Genomic DNA, 15,389 nt, shown 5'->3' with positions numbered 1-15,389 from the left:
GTGGCTTATTGTTCTTATGGCAAGAACAAAAATGGAACACAGGACTATAATTGCCCATGATCAGGGCAGGGCACTGAGCAGGTCTTGAAAAGGTTAGGCTGAAAGGTGTGAGGAAGATATGGATGCCCCGGGAGGACTCGAACCTCCACTGACGGAATCAGAATCCGTTGTCCTACCATTAGACGACGGGGCAATCATGAGAATGTGGCGGCTTATAAGGCGGCATGCTCATCTTTGTCAACGCCTTCATGATGCGCGCATGGGCTCTTTGAGGGCGAAACGGATCCATTGATGACGTGAAAAAACTTTTTGGCCCCTTCGTGCGTAATCTCAGGCTGGCAGATAAAGCCAATATGATGCTAAACAGGGATCAAGTTTCGATCGGGCTTAAAAAAGCGCCGTTCGTTTTTGATGAGTATCTGTTTTTATGTCGAGCGCACAGGATGAGGGTATAGCGAAGCTATCTCCTGCAAAGGATGGACCTGCCAAGAGCCGGACCGGGCCTTATGCCCGCAATCGGGCGGTTTATAGCGCCATTGATCTGGGCACCAATAATTGCAGGCTTTTGATAGCCCGCCCCACTTATGCGGGCTTTCGCGTGGTGGATGCTTTTTCCCGGATCGTCCGCCTGGGCGAAGGGCTGGGGGCCACGGGTCGTTTGTCGGATGAGGCAATGGACAGGGCGATTGCTGCCCTTAAGATCTGTGCCCAGAAAATCCGCCACAAGCAGGTAACCTGCATGCGGTCGGTTGCCACCGAAGCCTGCCGAACCGCCAAAAATTGCGATCAGTTCGTGGCCCGGGTGAAGGCGGAAACCGGGCTTAATCTCGATGTCATTTCTCCGGCTGAAGAAGCGCGTCTGGCGGTTGTTGGCTGTCAGTCTTTGCTCGATCCGGCTTATGGCCATGCCCTTGTTTTCGATATTGGTGGCGGCAGTACCGAGCTTATTCTGGTCGAGCGTCGCCCGAAAAATCGCCTGCATATTCTGGCCTGGACCTCGATGCCCTATGGCGTTGTCAATCTATCCGAGCGATTTGATTGCCAATCCCTTGATCGCGCCCGCTATGCTGAGATGGTGGGGCTGATCCGCGCGCATCTCGATCGGTTTGAAGCCTTGGCGTCCTTGCGCGCTTTGCAAAAAAACGGGGCGATGCAGCTTTTGGGTACATCGGGCACGATCACCACCCTTGCCAGCGTGCAAATGGGCCTGCCGCGTTATGATCGCAACAAGGTGGATGGCGCCTGGCTCGAACAGGCAAGCATCCATGATCTGGCCCGCAATATTGCCCTGATGCCCTATGAAGCGCGGCTCGCTGAACCCTGCATTGGCGAAGATCGGGTGGATTATGTGGTGGCTGGCTGTGCTATTCTTGATGCTCTTTTGGCGCAATGGTCCTTCAAACGGCTGCGGGTGGCGGATCGCGGCATTCGCGAGGGGGTTTTGCGGGGGCTGATGGGCGCGGGCGCCGTGATTGGCCCGGGGCGCACGATCTAGATTTCAAATGGGTGACCCGGGGCCGCAGATGTGGCCGGGCAATGAAGATTGAGGAGACAGCCATGGCGCGACCGCCGGCAAAAAGCGGACCGCGAGGCCGAAGTGCCCTGAAGGTGAGGGTGCGCACGGCACGGGGCCGAAAATTATCATCCACGCGATGGCTTCAAAGGCAGTTGAACGATCCTTATGTAGAAGAGGCACGCAGGCAGGGTTTTCGCTCCCGCGCCGCCTTTAAACTTTTGGAGCTTGATGAGAAATTTGGTTTGTTGAAAGGCGTGCAAAGGGTTGTCGATCTGGGCGCCGCCCCCGGGGGTTGGACACAGGTTCTGGCTCAGCGCCACGCTAAAAGCGGCTGGAAAGACACCAAAATCGTGGGGATCGACATTCTGCCCATGGAGCCGATCACCGGGGCCGAACTGATCGAAATGGATTTTCTCGATCCCGACGCCCCCGACCGCCTGAAAGCGCTTTTGAACGGGGAAGCACAGCTGGTGCTTTCGGATATGGCCGCCCCCACCACCGGCCATAAACAAACCGATCATTTGCGCACCATGGGCCTGTGCGAAGCGGCGCTTGATTTTGCCATGGATGTGCTCGCTGATGGTGGGGTTTTTGTGGCCAAGGTTTTACGTGGGGGCACAGAAGGTGAATTGTTGCAACGGATGAAAGAAAATTTCGCCAAAGTCAGGCATAGCAAGCCGCCTGCCAGCCGCCCTGAATCGGTTGAATGGTATGTGATTGCCACCGGCTTTCAGGGTCGATCCAAAAGCCATTCCCCCCGCATGGAGCCACCCGAGCCGGATTGAGCGTTTTTTAAACAAGGCGGATGGGTCGCAAATTCCAAGAAACCCTTTGGACTTGTGGACCCGCAATGGCATATAGGCGCCATGTTTTCCGGACGAGACGCGTGAAGAGAGGACCCCGCACCATGGATATTCCTTTGGGTTTGACATTTGATGATGTTCTGCTTGTTCCCGGTGCATCGGATGTGATGCCGGCCCAGGCTGATCTGAGCACACACATCACGAAAGACATCAGGCTCAAAGTGCCGCTTTTATCGTCGGCGATGGATACCGTCACGGAAACCGATCTGGCCATTGCCCTTGCCCAATATGGGGGCATTGGGGTTTTGCATCGCAATAACAGCATTGCCGAACAGGCGCAGATGGTGCGGCAGGTCAAGAAATTCGAAGCCGGGATGGTTGTCAATCCGGTGACCATGCATTCCGATGAAACTCTGGCCGATGCCCTTGATCTGATGGCCCGCTATAAAATTTCCGGGATTCCGGTCGTCACCCGCGAAAATGGCGTGGGGCCGGGCCGTTTGGTGGGGATCGTGACCAATCGCGATGTGCGCTTTGCCACCAATCCCGGGCAGCCGATTTCTGAATTGATGACCCGCGAAGGTCTGATCACGGTGCAGCCCGGCGTTTCCAGCGAGCAGGCGAAAAAGCTGCTGCACCAGCACCGGATTGAAAAGCTGGTGGTGGTGGATGAACATTTCCGCTGCATCGGACTGATCACGGTGAAGGATATGGAAAAGTCAGTGGCTTATCCCGATGCCGCCAAGGATGGCACCGGGCGCCTGCGGGTGGCGGCGGCAACGACCGTGGGGGATCAGGGGTTCGAACGATCCGAAGCCTTGATCGATGCCGAGTGCGATCTGATCGTTCTGGATACCGCCCATGGTCATTCCGCGCGGGTGATCGATACGGTGCGGCGGATCAAGCGGGCTTATGGCCATGTGCAATTAATGGCGGGCAATGTCGCCACCGCCGATGCCGCTTTGGCCCTGATCGATGCCGGTGCCGATGCGGTGAAGGTGGGGATCGGGCCGGGATCGATCTGCACCACCCGGATTGTGGCCGGGGTAGGGGTGCCGCAGCTCACCGCGATCATGGATGTGGTGGCGGTGGCCAGGCAGTATGGTATCCCGGTGATTGCCGATGGCGGCTTGCGTCAATCAGGTGATGTGGCCAAAGCCATTGCCGCCGGTGCCCATGCCTGCATGATCGGTTCCCTGCTGGCGGGCACACAGGAAGCGCCGGGCGAGGTGTTTTTGTATCAGGGCCGATCTTATAAAGCCTATCGCGGCATGGGATCGGTGGGGGCCATGGCGCGCGGCTCGGCGGATCGCTATTTTCAGGAAGATATCAAAGACAGCTTGAAGCTGGTGCCCGAAGGGGTGGAAGGTCAGGTGCCGTTCAAAGGCCCGTGCAAGAATGTGCTGCATCAATTGATGGGCGGTTTGCGGGCGGGTATGGGCTATACCGGCTCTCGCACGATCGAAGAGATGCACCAGCGCGCGCGCTTTGTACGGATCACCAATTCCGGCCTGCGGGAAAGCCATGTGCATGATGTTTCGATCACCCGTGAATCGCCAAATTATAATTTGAATTAATGTGTTATGGGCGCTTATTCAGGCAAAACCTTCATTAGCCCCCTATCTGATGGCTCCTTAAAAAAAGAAAAGATCCGCTGATGACCCCTTCTGCCCGATTGGCTGCGGCCATTGATCTGTTGACCGAAATCGATGAAGCCTTAAAGCATCGTGGGGCGGCGGCCGATCAGTTGATCCGGCGTTATTTCCAACAACGCCGCTATGCCGGTTCATCGGATCGCGCGGCCATCACCGATCATGTTTATGGGGTGATCCGAATGCGCGGCGATTATGGCTGGCGGCTGATGTCGGCTGGCCTGACCATCGAACCCCGCACCCTTGCCCTGCTTTATCTGCGCCTAAACCTGCCTGTTGATCAGCCCTTGCCCGCTGATTTGTTTCTGGGCACCTATGCCATCGAGGCCCCAAGCGAGGACGAGGCCGCCCGGCTTTTGCGGGCCCAAGGATTGGAAACGCCACCCTTGGATGCCCGGCTCAATGTGCCGCCCTGGCTGGCGGAGCGGCTGATCCATCGCTATGGCGATGCCACGGAAACCGAGATTGAGGCTTTGGCCGGTCGCGCACCGCTTGATTTGCGGATCAACAGCCTTAAATCTTCGCGCGATGATGTGCTCGCACTTTTGGCAGATCATGGCTTTGCGGCCACCAAAACCCCCTATAGCCCCTTGGGGGTGCGCCTGGCCGATCCGGTGCCCTTGAAATCCTTGCCTGCTTTTGGCAAGGGCCTGTTTGAAATTCAGGATGAAGCCTCGCAGATCGCGGCATTATTAAGCGGTGTTGCGCCGCGTGATCAGGTGTTGGAACTGTGTGCGGGCGCGGGCGGTAAAACGCTGGCTTTGGGGGCTTTGATGCAGAATAAGGGCCAGATTTATGCCCTTGATACCGATAAGCGCCGCTTGCAGGAATTGAAGGAGCGGGCAGATCGTGCCCGATTGACCAATCTGCAGATTCATCGCCTCACCTCGGGCGCTGAAAAACGCGCCGATCAGCTTTATCGCTTTCATGGGCAAATGGATCTGGTGGTGGTGGATGCGCCCTGTTCGGGCAGCGGCACATGGCGGCGTAACCCTGAATTGCGCTGGCGTTTGGATGAAGAGTTTCTGGCCGAAGCCGTGGCTTTGCAGCGCAGTCTTTTGCTTGAAGCCATGATGCTGGCGGGCCCCAAGGGGCGCATTGCCTATATGACCTGCTCCATTCTGGGCGAAGAAAATGAAGATGTTATCGATTATGCCCTTGCCCGCAATGATCAATGGGAATTGACGGATTATCATCGCAGGCTTGGGGATGTGGGGCTTGCGGATTTGCCGGAAACGGCATCCCATGCGCCTGAAATGCTGCAACTGACCCCGGCGCGCCATGGCACGGATGGATTTTTTCTGGCACTTTTGCAGCGCTGCCCTGAGGTATAATCTTGATTGTGCCGGGTGGCGACGACATATCAACCCTGTTTCTGTGCGAATGGTATAAAAGCGACATGAGGCCCAAACCAATGAAAACCGCTTTTGATCTGAACAATCAAAGCCAGTGCAGAGTGAAGCATCAAGGCCATGATGGATTTCGGCTTTTGGGTTTGTTGTTGATGGTTTTGGGGCTTTTCGCCCTGATGGCTCCGGCATCTTATGCCAGCGGGGGCACAGCAAAGCGCTTTCAATCGGCCTCACAAAATCTTATCGATGCCGGGGTGGCAGCGATGAAAGCGGAAAATTTCGATGCGGCGCAAAAGAAGTTTGAAGCCGCGCTGATTGCTGATCCCGCCAATATGATGGCCTTGATCGGCTTGGGCGATGTGTATCAGGCGATGGGGGATCGCCGCGCGGGGATGGATTATTATCGCCGTGTGCTTGATATCGAACCTTATAATCTGGCGGCCATCAAGGCGGAAAGCCTGATTTATCTGGCCAATGATGGTTTGGTGAAGGCGCTCGATAATCTTGAACTTCTAAAGCGGCTTTGTGCGGATCAGGGCTGCGAGGAAATGACCAGCGTGGCAAAGGCTATTGATCGCTACAAAGCTCAATATGCCGAAGGGCCAGAGGCTGCTCCCGATGCTGGCACTGAGTCTGAAGCTGGGCCCGATGCTGGCCCCGATGCTGGCGTTGGCGATCCGCAAAATCCCTGAAATCCGGGCATGAAATTCAGGAATGGACAGCCGCGAAAGGGCCGTTTAAAAGCCGCTTATGTCAGATCATATCCTCATTCTTGACTTCGGCAGTCAGGTTACCCAACTCATCGCCCGACGTGTGCGTGAAGCCGGGGTTTATTGCGAAATCGTCCCCTTTAATGCGGCGGAGGCGATGCTCGATGATTTTGCCCCCAAAGGCATTATTTTATCGGGCGGGCCAGCCTCGGTCACATGGGATGATGCGCCCCGCGCCCCGGATCGGGTGTTCAGCATGGGGGTGCCTGTTCTCGGGATCTGCTATGGTCAGCAAACCATGGTGCAGCAGCTTGGGGGTGTTGTCTCGGTCTCTGATCATCAGGAATTTGGCCGGGCCTTTCTCGATCTGGTTGATGATTGCCATTTATTTGAAGGCTTTTGGCAGGCGGGCGGCCGCGAACAGGTGTGGATGAGCCATGGGGATCGGGTGGCCTCCCTGCCGGATGGCTTTCGGGTTGTGGGCACCTCCAAAGGCGCGCCCTTTGCCGCCATTGCCAATGATGCCCTCCGTTTTTATGGCCTGCAATTTCATCCCGAAGTGATCCACACCCCCCATGGCAAACAGCTGATCAGCAATTTCGTTCATGCCGTTTGTGGTTGTGCGGCCGATTGGTCGATGACGGCTTTTCGTGATGCCAAAATCGCTGAAATTCGTGCCCAAGTAGGCGATAGCCGGGTGATCTGCGGCCTTTCCGGGGGGGTTGATAGCTCGGTGGTGGCGGTTTTACTGCATGAAGCCATCGGCGATCAACTCACCTGCGTTTTTGTGGATACCGGCCTTTTACGCATGGGCGAAGCGCAGCAGGTGGTGGATCTGTTCCGCAAACATTATAATATTCCGCTGATCCATCGCGATGCATCGGATCTGTTCTTGGATGAATTGGATGGCGTGACCGATCCTGAAGCCAAGCGCAAAATCATTGGTCGGCTGTTCATCGATGTGTTTCAGGAAGAAGCCGATAAAATTCAGGATGCCGGTTTTCTGGCCCAGGGCACGCTTTATCCCGATGTCATTGAAAGCGTGTCCTTTTCGGGCGGCCCATCAGTGACCATCAAATCCCATCATAATGTGGGTGGCCTGCCGGAAAAGATGAATCTGAAGCTGGTGGAGCCCTTGCGCGAATTGTTCAAGGATGAAGTGCGGATTTTGGGGCGGGAACTGGGCCTGCCGGATGATTTCGTTGGCCGCCATCCCTTTCCCGGGCCCGGACTTGCCATTCGTATTCCGGGTGGCGTGACGAAGGAAAAGGCGGATATTCTGCGCAAGGCGGATGCCATTTATCTCGAAGAAATCCGCAATGAAGGCCTTTATGACAGCATCTGGCAGGCTTTTGCGGTGCTTTTGCCGGTCAAAACCGTGGGGGTGATGGGCGATGCCCGCACCTATGATCATGTGCTGGCCCTGCGCGCGGTGACCTCGGTGGATGGCATGACCGCCGATAGCTATCCCTTTGATCATGCTTTTCTTTCGCGTGTGGCTACGCGGATCATCAATGAAGTGCGCGGGATCAATCGCGTGGTTTATGATATCACCTCAAAACCCCCCGGCACCATTGAGTGGGAATGATGGCACTAAAAATGTTTCCCCTGTTTCAAGCCTGAAGCGACGGAATTTGTGACTATCGAATGTAAAAAACTCTTTACATTGAACGGTGGGCACTCTATCTATGTCAAATATCTTTTACATAGAGGGAAAATCAATGTCGCAGGCGGAAATGGGGCGGTGGGTCATGCTGGTCGGGAATTTCCTGATTTTGCTCTTTGTCTCTAGGATCATGATATCCGATGGGCAGGTTGTCCAGCTTGAAGGAATGGCGCTCGTCGGCGTCTTTATACCGGTGATCATACTCTCTATCGTGATTTTTGCGTTTAGCTTCGGTGTTGCGGCAATGCATCGTGCGATCATAGGCATGGCCACATCCAAAGATCAACATGACGGCTTCGAGATGGATGAGCGCGACCGCAACATTCTTGGCATAGCGCGGCGCAATGCTATGATCTTTCTGCAGACGGCGCTTGGCATCCTACTCGTTCTTCTGATCGCCAACGGCGTTTTGCCCGCCGATTGGGAGCCGCTCCATCCGCGCATTGAAAGCCGTGCCGATTGGGTGTTCACCCTCTTCCTTCTGATGAGCCTTGCGGAACTGGTGCGCGATGGTTCCGCGATCATTTATTACCGGCGATGAGTAAGGGCCGGGTGCGAAATGCCATCCGTGCGCTGCGGCTGGCAGAGGGGATGACACAACAAGAGCTTGCCGCCGCCGTAGGCGCGACGCGGCAGACCGTGATCGCCATCGAAGCGGGAAAATACGCCCCCTCTCTGGAACTGGCCTTTCGCATTGCCCGCACCTTCAATCAGCCTTTCGAGGCGGTTTTTCAGTTCGATCCGAGCGGATGACCTATGAGGGCCCGGGGCGATGAAAGAGGGGACCGGGTGATGAGATGTGGTGAATATGAAAAAGGCGGAGCCGTGATGGCCCCGCCTTCGCTTTTTATCTTGAACGATGGCTCAATAGCGACCGAGGTTCATCACTTTCGTCCATGCGGCGACGAAATCCTGAACGAATTTTTCTCCCGCATCATTGGTGCCATAGACTTCGGCCACAGCCCGCAATTCTGAATGCGAACCGAAAATGAGATCCACCGGGGTAGCGGTCCATTTCACCGCATTGGTTTCGCGATCACGGCCTTCATAAAGCCCATCATTGCTGGAGGATTTCACCCATTGCGTGGACATATCGAGCAGATTGACAAAGAAATCATGGCTCAATGTGCCCGGACGATCCGTGAAAACCCCATGCTGCACGCCGCCGCTATTGGCATTAAGAGCGCGCAGCCCGCCCAGGAGAACGGTGGTTTCAGGCACGGTGAGGGTCAAAAGATCCGCCCGTTCAACCAGCATTTCTGCCGGAGACAAACGGTTCTCGGCGGCATAATAATTGCGGAAGGCATCGGCCTTTGGCTCCAGCGCTGCGAAGGATTGAACATCGGTTTGCGCTTGTGTTGCATCCATGCGCCCGGGTGTGAAGGGCACCTTCACCTTAAAACCGGCGTCCTTGGCTGCTTGTTCGATCGCTGTCGCACCACCCAGAACGATCACATCGGCGAGCGAGATTTTCTTGCCGCCTTTCTGGCGCCCATTGAAATCCTCAGCGATTTTGGTGAGTTGGCCCAGAACCTGATCGAGTTCCTGGGGATTGTTTACCGCCCAATTTCTTTGGGGATCAAGCCGTAAGCGGCCGCCATCGCTGCCGCCGCGCAGATCCGAACCCCGATAACTTGCGGCCGATGCCCAAGCCGTGCGCACCAATTGGGGAACGCCAAGGCCGGTCTCAAGGATCGCTTTTTTCAGCTTGTCGGCATCTTTTTCATTGATCAGGGCATGATCAACAGCCGGAACGGGATCCTGCCAGAGCAGGGCTTCATCGGGCACATCCGAACCGATATACCGGCTGCGCGGGCCCATGTCGCGATGGGTCAGCTTGAACCATGCTTTGGCAAAGGCTTCGGCAAAGGCATCGGGATTTTCCTGAAAGCGTTTGGCGATCTGGCGATAGGCCGGATCGAATTTGAGCGAGAGATCGGTGGTGAACATGATCGGCGCATGGCGCTTTGCGGGATCATGGGCATCGGGCACCATTTGAGCGGCGCTTTCCTCGCTGGGAATCCACTGGATGGCCCCCGCCGGGCTTTTGGTTTGCACCCATTCAAATCTGAAGAGATTATCCAGATATTGCGTGCTCCAGGCGATGGGATTGGCCGACCATGCCCCTTCCAGACCACTGGTGATGGTATCTTCGGCATTGCCCTTGCCGCAGCGGTTTTTCCAGCCCAAACCCTGTTGCTCGGTTGGGGCGGCAGACGGTTCGGCGCCCAAACAGTCATCAGGCTTATGGGCGCCATGGGCCTTGCCAAAGGTATGGCCACCGGCGATCAGGGCCACGGTTTCCTCGTCATTCATCGCCATGCGGCCAAAGGTTTCGCGAATATCGCGAGCCGCCGCCAGGGGATCGGGATTGCCATTGGGGCCTTCGGGATTCACATAGATCAGCCCCATCTGCACCGCTGCCAAGGGCCGATCCAATTCGCGATCACCGCTATAGCGTTCATCGGCCAAAAAGGCAGCTTCCGGGCCCCAATAAACCCGATCGGCTTCCCAATCATCGGTGCGGCCACCAGCAAAGCCATAGGTTTTGAAGCCCATATCATCCATGGCCACCGTACCTGCGAGCACGATCAGATCGGCCCAGGAAATATTCCGGCCATATTTTTGCTTGATTGGCCATAATAAACGCCGGGCCTTATCAAGGCTCACATTATCGGGCCAGCTATTGAGGGGTTCAAAACGCTGCTGCGCCCCATCGGCGCCCCCCCGGCCATCACCCACCCGATAAGTGCCCGCACTATGCCATGACATGCGAATGAAAAACGGCCCATAATGGCCATAATCGGCGGGCCACCAGGGCTGGGAATCCGTCATCAGCGCCTTGAGATCGGCTTTCACGGCATCAAGATCAAGGCTGGCGAAAGCCCTAGCATAATCAAAATCTGCACCATAGGGATTGGATTCCACCGAATGGGCGCGCAAGGGGGCCAAGGATAGCCGCTCTGGCCACCAATCCTGCATCGATTTGGCTTCTTGCTGCTGAGCCTGTGCGGGCAGGGCCAAAAATTGTGGTGTCATGCTTGCGGCAAGCAAGGCAATGATGGATATGCTTTTCATCATTTGATGTGACCTCTCATAAATTTGATATCACGTGAAGAAGCACATCATACACCCGTTTAATTCATTCAAGAAATTGATTATTCAAATCATCCTCATCGTTAAAAGCGATTACACGACCGCGCTACCCTTTCGGTGCCGCCCTTCAGGCAGCGGCTTCCGTCAATGTGGGATAATCGATATAGCCATGGGCATCGCCGCCGTAAAAGGTGGAGGGGTCCATCAAAGGATTGAGGGGGGCATCATCGCGCAGCCGCGCCACGAGATCGGGATTGGCGATAAAGGGCCGTCCGAATGAAATGAGATCGGCGCGGCCTTCGGCAATGGCCTTGATAGCCATATCCCGATCATAGCCATTATTGAGCATCCATGCGCCATCAAAACGCTGATGCAGGGCTTCATAATCAAAGGGCAGATGATCGCGTTTGCCGCCGGTGGCGCCTTCCACCACATGCAGATAGGCCAAGGGAAAAGCATTGAGCTGTTCCACCACATGATTGAACAGGGCTTGGGGATTGCTGTCTTGGCTATCGCCCGCCGGAGAAACCGGCGACAGACGCACGCCCAGGCGATCAGCCCCGATGGCATCGGCACAGGCGGCAACGGTTTCTATGAGAAAACGAGCGCGATTTTCGATGGAGCCGCCATAGGCATCGCGGCGCTGATTGGCCCCATTGCGAAGGAAGCTGTCGATCAGATAGCCATGGGCGGCATGGATTTCCACGCCATCAAAGCCCGCCCTCATCGCGCATTGGGCGGCATGGCGAAAATCGGCGATGATGCCGGGGATTTCATCTATAAGAAGGGCGCGGGGGGTTGAGACATCGACAAATCCCTCGCCCTTGATGAAGGTCTTTCCCTGCGCCCGCACTGCCGATGGGGCAATAGGGGCGGCCCCATTTTTCTGAAAGCTTGTATGTGACATCCGCCCGGTGTGCCAGATCTGCAAAATGATCGTGCCGCCTTTTTCATGCACGGCATCGGTCACGGCTTTCCAGCCCTTGATCTGATCTTCGCTATAGCAGCCCGGGGTATCGGCATAGCCTTGAGCCTGCGCTGAAATCTGGGTGGCTTCGGCGATGATCAAACCTGCCGATGCCCGCTGGCTGTAATAGGTAGCGGCATGGGGGCCGGGCACCAGCCCTTCGGCGGCGCGATTGCGGGTGAGGGGGGCCATCACGATGCGATTTTTAAGGCTGAGTGCGCCAATGGTCACTGGCTCGAACAGGCTGGTTTCGCTGCGCGCCTCGGCAAGGGGCTTGTTCGCATGGATCATGATGGTCTCCGCTTGATCAGTTGGGTTGAGGCTGGCCGGATAGGGATGGCATTTCGGTGTAGCATTTTTGCTGTTGTGCAGCAAATGTGGATGGTGGGATCGCTTTTCAAGCACATGATCAGCCTTTAACCTCCTGTTTATAATAAGAGGCTTCATGGCTCGTGCTTTTTTGATGCTGGCGCTGGACCCGGCTGCCAAGGTCTTTATAATGCGCCGCCAAATGAGAGTGCTGGGGCTTGGGCTTTTTGCTGCCCCATGAAACCATAGTGCGCCGCTGCGTGCCTGAAGGACATGCCTGATGAGTTTGCAACCCGATACCCCTCAAAAACCGCAGATCGTCAAACGCATGACCGTGCCGCAATTCGCCGCGCGCAAAGGATCGCCCGAACCCTTGGTCACGCTCACCGCCTATAGCGCGCCGATGGCCCGCCTGCTCGATCCCCATTGCGACATGCTTTTGGTGGGCGATAGCGTGGGCATGGCGCTTTATGGCATGGACTCCACATTAGGCGTGACTGTTGAGATGATTATCAATCATGGCTTGGCGGTGATGCGCGGCTCGCAAAAGGCGCTGGTGGCGCTGGATATGCCTTTTGGCAGCTATGAAGCCTCGAAAGAACAGGCTTTTGAAACGGCAGCCCGGATGCTGGCCCAAACCGGGGCGCAGGCGGTGAAGCTTGAAGGCGGTCGCGCGCAGGCCGAAACGGTGCATTTCCTGACAGAGCGGGGGATTCCGGTGATTGGCCATGTGGGGCTGCGGCCTCAATCGGTTTTGAGCACGGGCGGCTATACCGCCCAAGGGCGCGAGGAAGCGGATTGGCAGCCGATTCTGGATGATGCTAAAGCCATTGCTGATGCGGGCGCCTTTGCGCTGGTGGTGGAAGCCGTGGCCGAGCCACTGGCCGAAAAGATCACCGATATGGTGGACCCTGTGGTGATTGGCATTGGCGCTTCGGCCCGCTGTGATGGGCAAATTCTGGTGACCGAAGATATGCTAGGCCTGTTTGATTGGTCGCCCCGTTTCGTGCGCCAATATGCCGCCTTGGGGCCAGGCATTTCCGATGCGGTGGCCGCCTATGCCAGGGATGTGCGCAGCCGGAATTTTCCGGGCAACGACCAGGTTTATAAAATGCGGTCCAAAAAACCGGTTATTGGAGATAAAAAGGATGCGTCCTGATCAGGCGAACCGTTTAATCTGGTGATCATCTGTGATCTGTGCTAGCGCCTCCAAATGATCGCATGGAATGGGATCTGCTGGAAAAGTTCAAGGAGTAACGACAGCCGTGGCTGAAGAATCCGATATCATTTTTCGTGAAGTTGATGAAGATGTTCGCCGTGCCCAGATGCTGGCCTTATGGCGCAAGCATGGGATGAGCTTTGTCATTGCCGTGGTTTTCGTGATTGCTGTTGTGGTGGGCTGGCAGCTTTGGACCAATATGCGCGAATCTGCCCTGCGCGATGCCTCTGATCTTTTTGCCACCAGCATTGGAAAAGCCGCCCAGCAGGCCCCGGAACAGGCTGTAGCCTCTTTTGCCGACCTGACAAAGGATCTGGATGGCGGCTATGAATTGATGGCCGGATTGCAGCATGGCAGTGCTTTGCTGGCAGCGAATAATCCTGCCGAGGCCGCCCTTGCCTATGATCGGGTGGCGCAAAAAGCTTCGGATCGGCATGTGAAGGTTTTTGCCGCCTATCTGGCGGCTTCGGCCAAGCTAAAGGCTGGCCAGTTGGATGCGGCGCAAGCGCAATTGCAGGCTTTGGCGAGACCCGGCCAGCCTCTTTATTATAGTGCTTCTGAATTATTGGCGATCATTCAAATCAGCCTCAATGATCTGGATGCCGCCCGCAGCACCCTGGCCAGCCTGACCGAAGATCCGGCCACGCCCCCCGCCATGGCGGCCCGGGCCAGCGAGCTATCGGCTCTCTTTGACATGGGTGCGGATGAGACGCCCGCTGATCAAGACACTCCGATCGATACAGGGAGCCCGGTTCAGTGACTTTGAAACCCTATTGGCTGCTGATCCCGATCCTGCTCGCCGGTTGCGCTGGTGGCGAGGATATCAGCGAGCCGGATGCCGGTGGCGGCCATGGCGCAGATAGTGATGAACGCATCCCGGTTTTGACATTCGATCAAGAGCTTGAAGCCGATCCGGCGATTGCCGATGTGCGGGTGATCCTGCCCCAGCCCTATCGCAATCGCGATTGGCCGCAATCGGGGGGCACGCCGCAAAATGTGGTGCAGCATCTGGCGTTGAATGGCAGCCTGAAGCGGGTGTGGCGCACCAATGTCGGGAAAGGATCAGATATCCTGACCCGCTTGATTTCTTCGCCCGTGGTTTATGATGGGGTGGTCTATACCATCGATACCCGTGGGCTGGTAACGGCCGTTGATGCCAGCAATGGCCGCAAGATCTGGACAAATCAACTCAGGATGAAGGGCGAGAAACGGGCGCTGGCCTTTGGTGGCGGGGTTGGCTATGCGGATGGCAGGCTTTTCGTTTCAACGGGCTATGGCTTTCTCGCCGCATTGGACGCGAAAAGTGGTGAGGAAATCTGGCGTTATGCTGGGATAATCCCTTTGCGCGGGGCCCCTAGCATTGAAGATGGCCGGGTTTTTGTGCAAACTCAGGATAATCAGATTCTGGCCATCGATACGCAAAGGGGTACGCTGATCTGGACTCAGGCCAGCTTGCCCGAAGATGCCGGATTATTGGGCGCGGCTTCACCGGCCATTGCTGGCGATACAGTGGTGGCTGCCATGTCCTCGGGCGAATTGATGGCCATGCGCGTGGAAAATGGGCGTTTGGCCTGGCAGGATACCCTGTCGCGCACCCGACGCCTGACCCCCTTGGCATCCCTGGCCGATATCGATGGCAATCCGGTCATCTCGAGGGGGCGGGTTTATGCCGTTGGCCATGCGGGCAGCATGGCGGCAATCGATATGCGCAGCGGTGAACGGGTGTGGGAACGCAGCATCGCCTCGGTTCACACGCCGTGGATTGCGGGTGAATATCTGTTTGTTTTGAGTGTGGATGCCGAACTTGTAGCCTTGTCGCTGGCCGATGGACGTGTGCGCTGGATGACCCGCCTGCAACGGTTTAAAAACCCCGAAGATCGCGATACCCCCCTTTCGTGGACCGGGCCTGTTTTGGCGGGGGATCGGTTGATCATTGCCTCGTCCCATGGCTATATCCTGTCGGTTTCTCCCTATACGGGAGAATTTCTGGGGGCGGAAACGCTGTCTGATGGGGTGATTGCGCCCCCCATCATTGCCGATGGAACTCTTTATTTTCTGACCGAGGGTGCAGACCTCGTCGCATATCGCTGATAGGAATC

Annotated in this window: 13 protein-coding genes and 1 tRNA gene; 11 read left to right on the top strand and 3 right to left on the bottom strand. The window is 56.4% G+C overall.

Annotated elements, in window-relative coordinates; translation table 11 throughout:
- Positions 1 to 119 precede the first annotated feature (119 nt).
- Positions 120 to 193, bottom strand: a tRNA-Gln gene (locus tag QK300_RS06615).
- Positions 194 to 427: 234 nt separating this feature from the next.
- On the opposite strand from QK300_RS06615, the gene QK300_RS06610 reads away from it, so the two are divergent.
- The 8 genes from QK300_RS06610 to QK300_RS06575 all read left to right on the top strand — a co-directional run bounded on the left by QK300_RS06610 (position 428) and on the right by QK300_RS06575 (position 8,452).
- Positions 428 to 1,495 (top strand): Ppx/GppA phosphatase family protein, encoded by a 1,068-nt coding sequence (locus QK300_RS06610; protein ID WP_281300834.1) that lies wholly within the window; start codon positions 428 to 430, stop codon positions 1,493 to 1,495.
- 62 nt (positions 1,496 to 1,557) lie between these two features.
- Positions 1,558 to 2,301: an RlmE family RNA methyltransferase gene (locus QK300_RS06605; RefSeq protein ID WP_042086748.1), complete on the top strand. Its 744-nt coding sequence runs from the start codon at positions 1,558 to 1,560 to the stop codon at positions 2,299 to 2,301.
- Positions 2,302 to 2,423: 122 nt separating this feature from the next.
- Positions 2,424 to 3,896 carry an IMP dehydrogenase gene (gene guaB, locus QK300_RS06600; RefSeq protein WP_348651842.1) on the top strand — a complete coding sequence of 491 codons (1,473 nt, stop codon included), beginning with the start codon at positions 2,424 to 2,426 and terminating at the stop codon, positions 3,894 to 3,896.
- 80 nt (positions 3,897 to 3,976) lie between these two features.
- Positions 3,977 to 5,305 (top strand): RsmB/NOP family class I SAM-dependent RNA methyltransferase, encoded by a 1,329-nt coding sequence (locus tag QK300_RS06595; protein WP_281300837.1) that lies wholly within the window; start codon positions 3,977 to 3,979, stop codon positions 5,303 to 5,305.
- Positions 5,306 to 5,385: 80 nt separating this feature from the next.
- Positions 5,386 to 6,015 carry a hypothetical protein gene (locus tag QK300_RS06590; protein ID WP_281300838.1) on the top strand — a complete coding sequence of 210 codons (630 nt, stop codon included), beginning with the start codon at positions 5,386 to 5,388 and terminating at the stop codon, positions 6,013 to 6,015.
- A 58-nt stretch (positions 6,016 to 6,073) separates the two neighbouring features.
- Positions 6,074 to 7,621: a glutamine-hydrolyzing GMP synthase gene (guaA, locus tag QK300_RS06585; protein WP_281300839.1), complete on the top strand. Its 1,548-nt coding sequence runs from the start codon at positions 6,074 to 6,076 to the stop codon at positions 7,619 to 7,621.
- Positions 7,622 to 7,754: 133 nt separating this feature from the next.
- A complete protein-coding gene (locus QK300_RS06580) occupies positions 7,755 to 8,240 on the top strand; it encodes a hypothetical protein (protein ID WP_281300840.1) in 486 nt (161 codons plus the stop codon).
- Positions 8,237 to 8,452, top strand: coding sequence for a helix-turn-helix transcriptional regulator (locus QK300_RS06575; protein WP_042086696.1), 216 nt, complete (start codon positions 8,237 to 8,239; stop codon positions 8,450 to 8,452). Before QK300_RS06580 ends, QK300_RS06575 begins: the two co-directional genes overlap by 4 nt.
- A gap of 111 nt (positions 8,453 to 8,563) precedes the next feature.
- Here the strand turns inward: QK300_RS06575 and katG are convergent, their stop codons facing one another.
- Entirely contained in the window at positions 8,564 to 10,738 is a 2,175-nt protein-coding gene (gene katG, locus QK300_RS06570) for a catalase/peroxidase HPI (protein ID WP_281300841.1), read from the bottom strand.
- 184 nt (positions 10,739 to 10,922) lie between these two features.
- Positions 10,923 to 12,053 carry an alkene reductase gene (locus QK300_RS06565; RefSeq protein WP_281300842.1) on the bottom strand — a complete coding sequence of 377 codons (1,131 nt, stop codon included), beginning with the start codon at positions 12,051 to 12,053 and terminating at the stop codon, positions 10,923 to 10,925.
- Positions 12,054 to 12,351: 298 nt separating this feature from the next.
- Here QK300_RS06565 and panB point away from each other — a divergent pair, with 298 nt between their 5' ends.
- From panB to QK300_RS06550, 3 genes are all read left to right on the top strand, one after another.
- Positions 12,352 to 13,230, top strand: coding sequence for a 3-methyl-2-oxobutanoate hydroxymethyltransferase (gene panB / locus QK300_RS06560; RefSeq protein ID WP_281300843.1), 879 nt, complete (start codon positions 12,352 to 12,354; stop codon positions 13,228 to 13,230).
- Between the two features lie 106 nt (positions 13,231 to 13,336).
- The gene (locus QK300_RS06555; RefSeq protein ID WP_281300844.1) at positions 13,337 to 14,050 is read left to right on the top strand and encodes a tetratricopeptide repeat protein; all 714 of its coding nucleotides are present in this window, start codon (positions 13,337 to 13,339) and stop codon (positions 14,048 to 14,050) included.
- Entirely contained in the window at positions 14,047 to 15,381 is a 1,335-nt protein-coding gene (locus tag QK300_RS06550) for a PQQ-binding-like beta-propeller repeat protein (protein WP_281300845.1), read from the top strand. Before QK300_RS06555 ends, QK300_RS06550 begins: the two co-directional genes overlap by 4 nt.
- The last annotated feature ends 8 nt before the right edge of the window (positions 15,382 to 15,389 follow it).

It is taken from the genome of Iodidimonas sp. MBR-22, assembly GCF_029946565.1.
Lineage (GTDB): Bacteria > Pseudomonadota > Alphaproteobacteria > Sphingomonadales > Rhodothalassiaceae > Iodidimonas > Iodidimonas nitroreducens.
This window is presented reverse-complemented; position numbering and strand designations above follow the sequence as displayed.

Excerpts from the sequence above, each read along its gene's own strand:
- katG (WP_281300841.1), bottom strand. The coding sequence starts at position 10,738 with ATGACACCACAATTTTTGGCCCTGCCCGCACAGGCTCAGCAGCAAGAA.
- QK300_RS06605 (WP_042086748.1), top strand. The coding sequence starts at position 1,558 with ATGGCGCGACCGCCGGCAAAAAGCGGACCGCGAGGCCGAAGTGCCCTG.
- QK300_RS06610 (WP_281300834.1), top strand. The coding sequence starts at position 428 with ATGTCGAGCGCACAGGATGAGGGTATAGCGAAGCTATCTCCTGCAAAG.
- panB (WP_281300843.1), top strand. The coding sequence starts at position 12,352 with ATGAGTTTGCAACCCGATACCCCTCAAAAACCGCAGATCGTCAAACGC.
- QK300_RS06575 (WP_042086696.1), top strand. The coding sequence starts at position 8,237 with ATGAGTAAGGGCCGGGTGCGAAATGCCATCCGTGCGCTGCGGCTGGCA.
- QK300_RS06565 (WP_281300842.1), bottom strand. The coding sequence starts at position 12,053 with ATGATCCATGCGAACAAGCCCCTTGCCGAGGCGCGCAGCGAAACCAGC.
- guaA (WP_281300839.1), top strand. The coding sequence starts at position 6,074 with ATGTCAGATCATATCCTCATTCTTGACTTCGGCAGTCAGGTTACCCAA.
- QK300_RS06595 (WP_281300837.1), top strand. The coding sequence starts at position 3,977 with ATGACCCCTTCTGCCCGATTGGCTGCGGCCATTGATCTGTTGACCGAA.
- QK300_RS06590 (WP_281300838.1), top strand. The coding sequence starts at position 5,386 with ATGAAAACCGCTTTTGATCTGAACAATCAAAGCCAGTGCAGAGTGAAG.
- QK300_RS06580 (WP_281300840.1), top strand. The coding sequence starts at position 7,755 with ATGTCGCAGGCGGAAATGGGGCGGTGGGTCATGCTGGTCGGGAATTTC.
- guaB (WP_348651842.1), top strand. The coding sequence starts at position 2,424 with ATGGATATTCCTTTGGGTTTGACATTTGATGATGTTCTGCTTGTTCCC.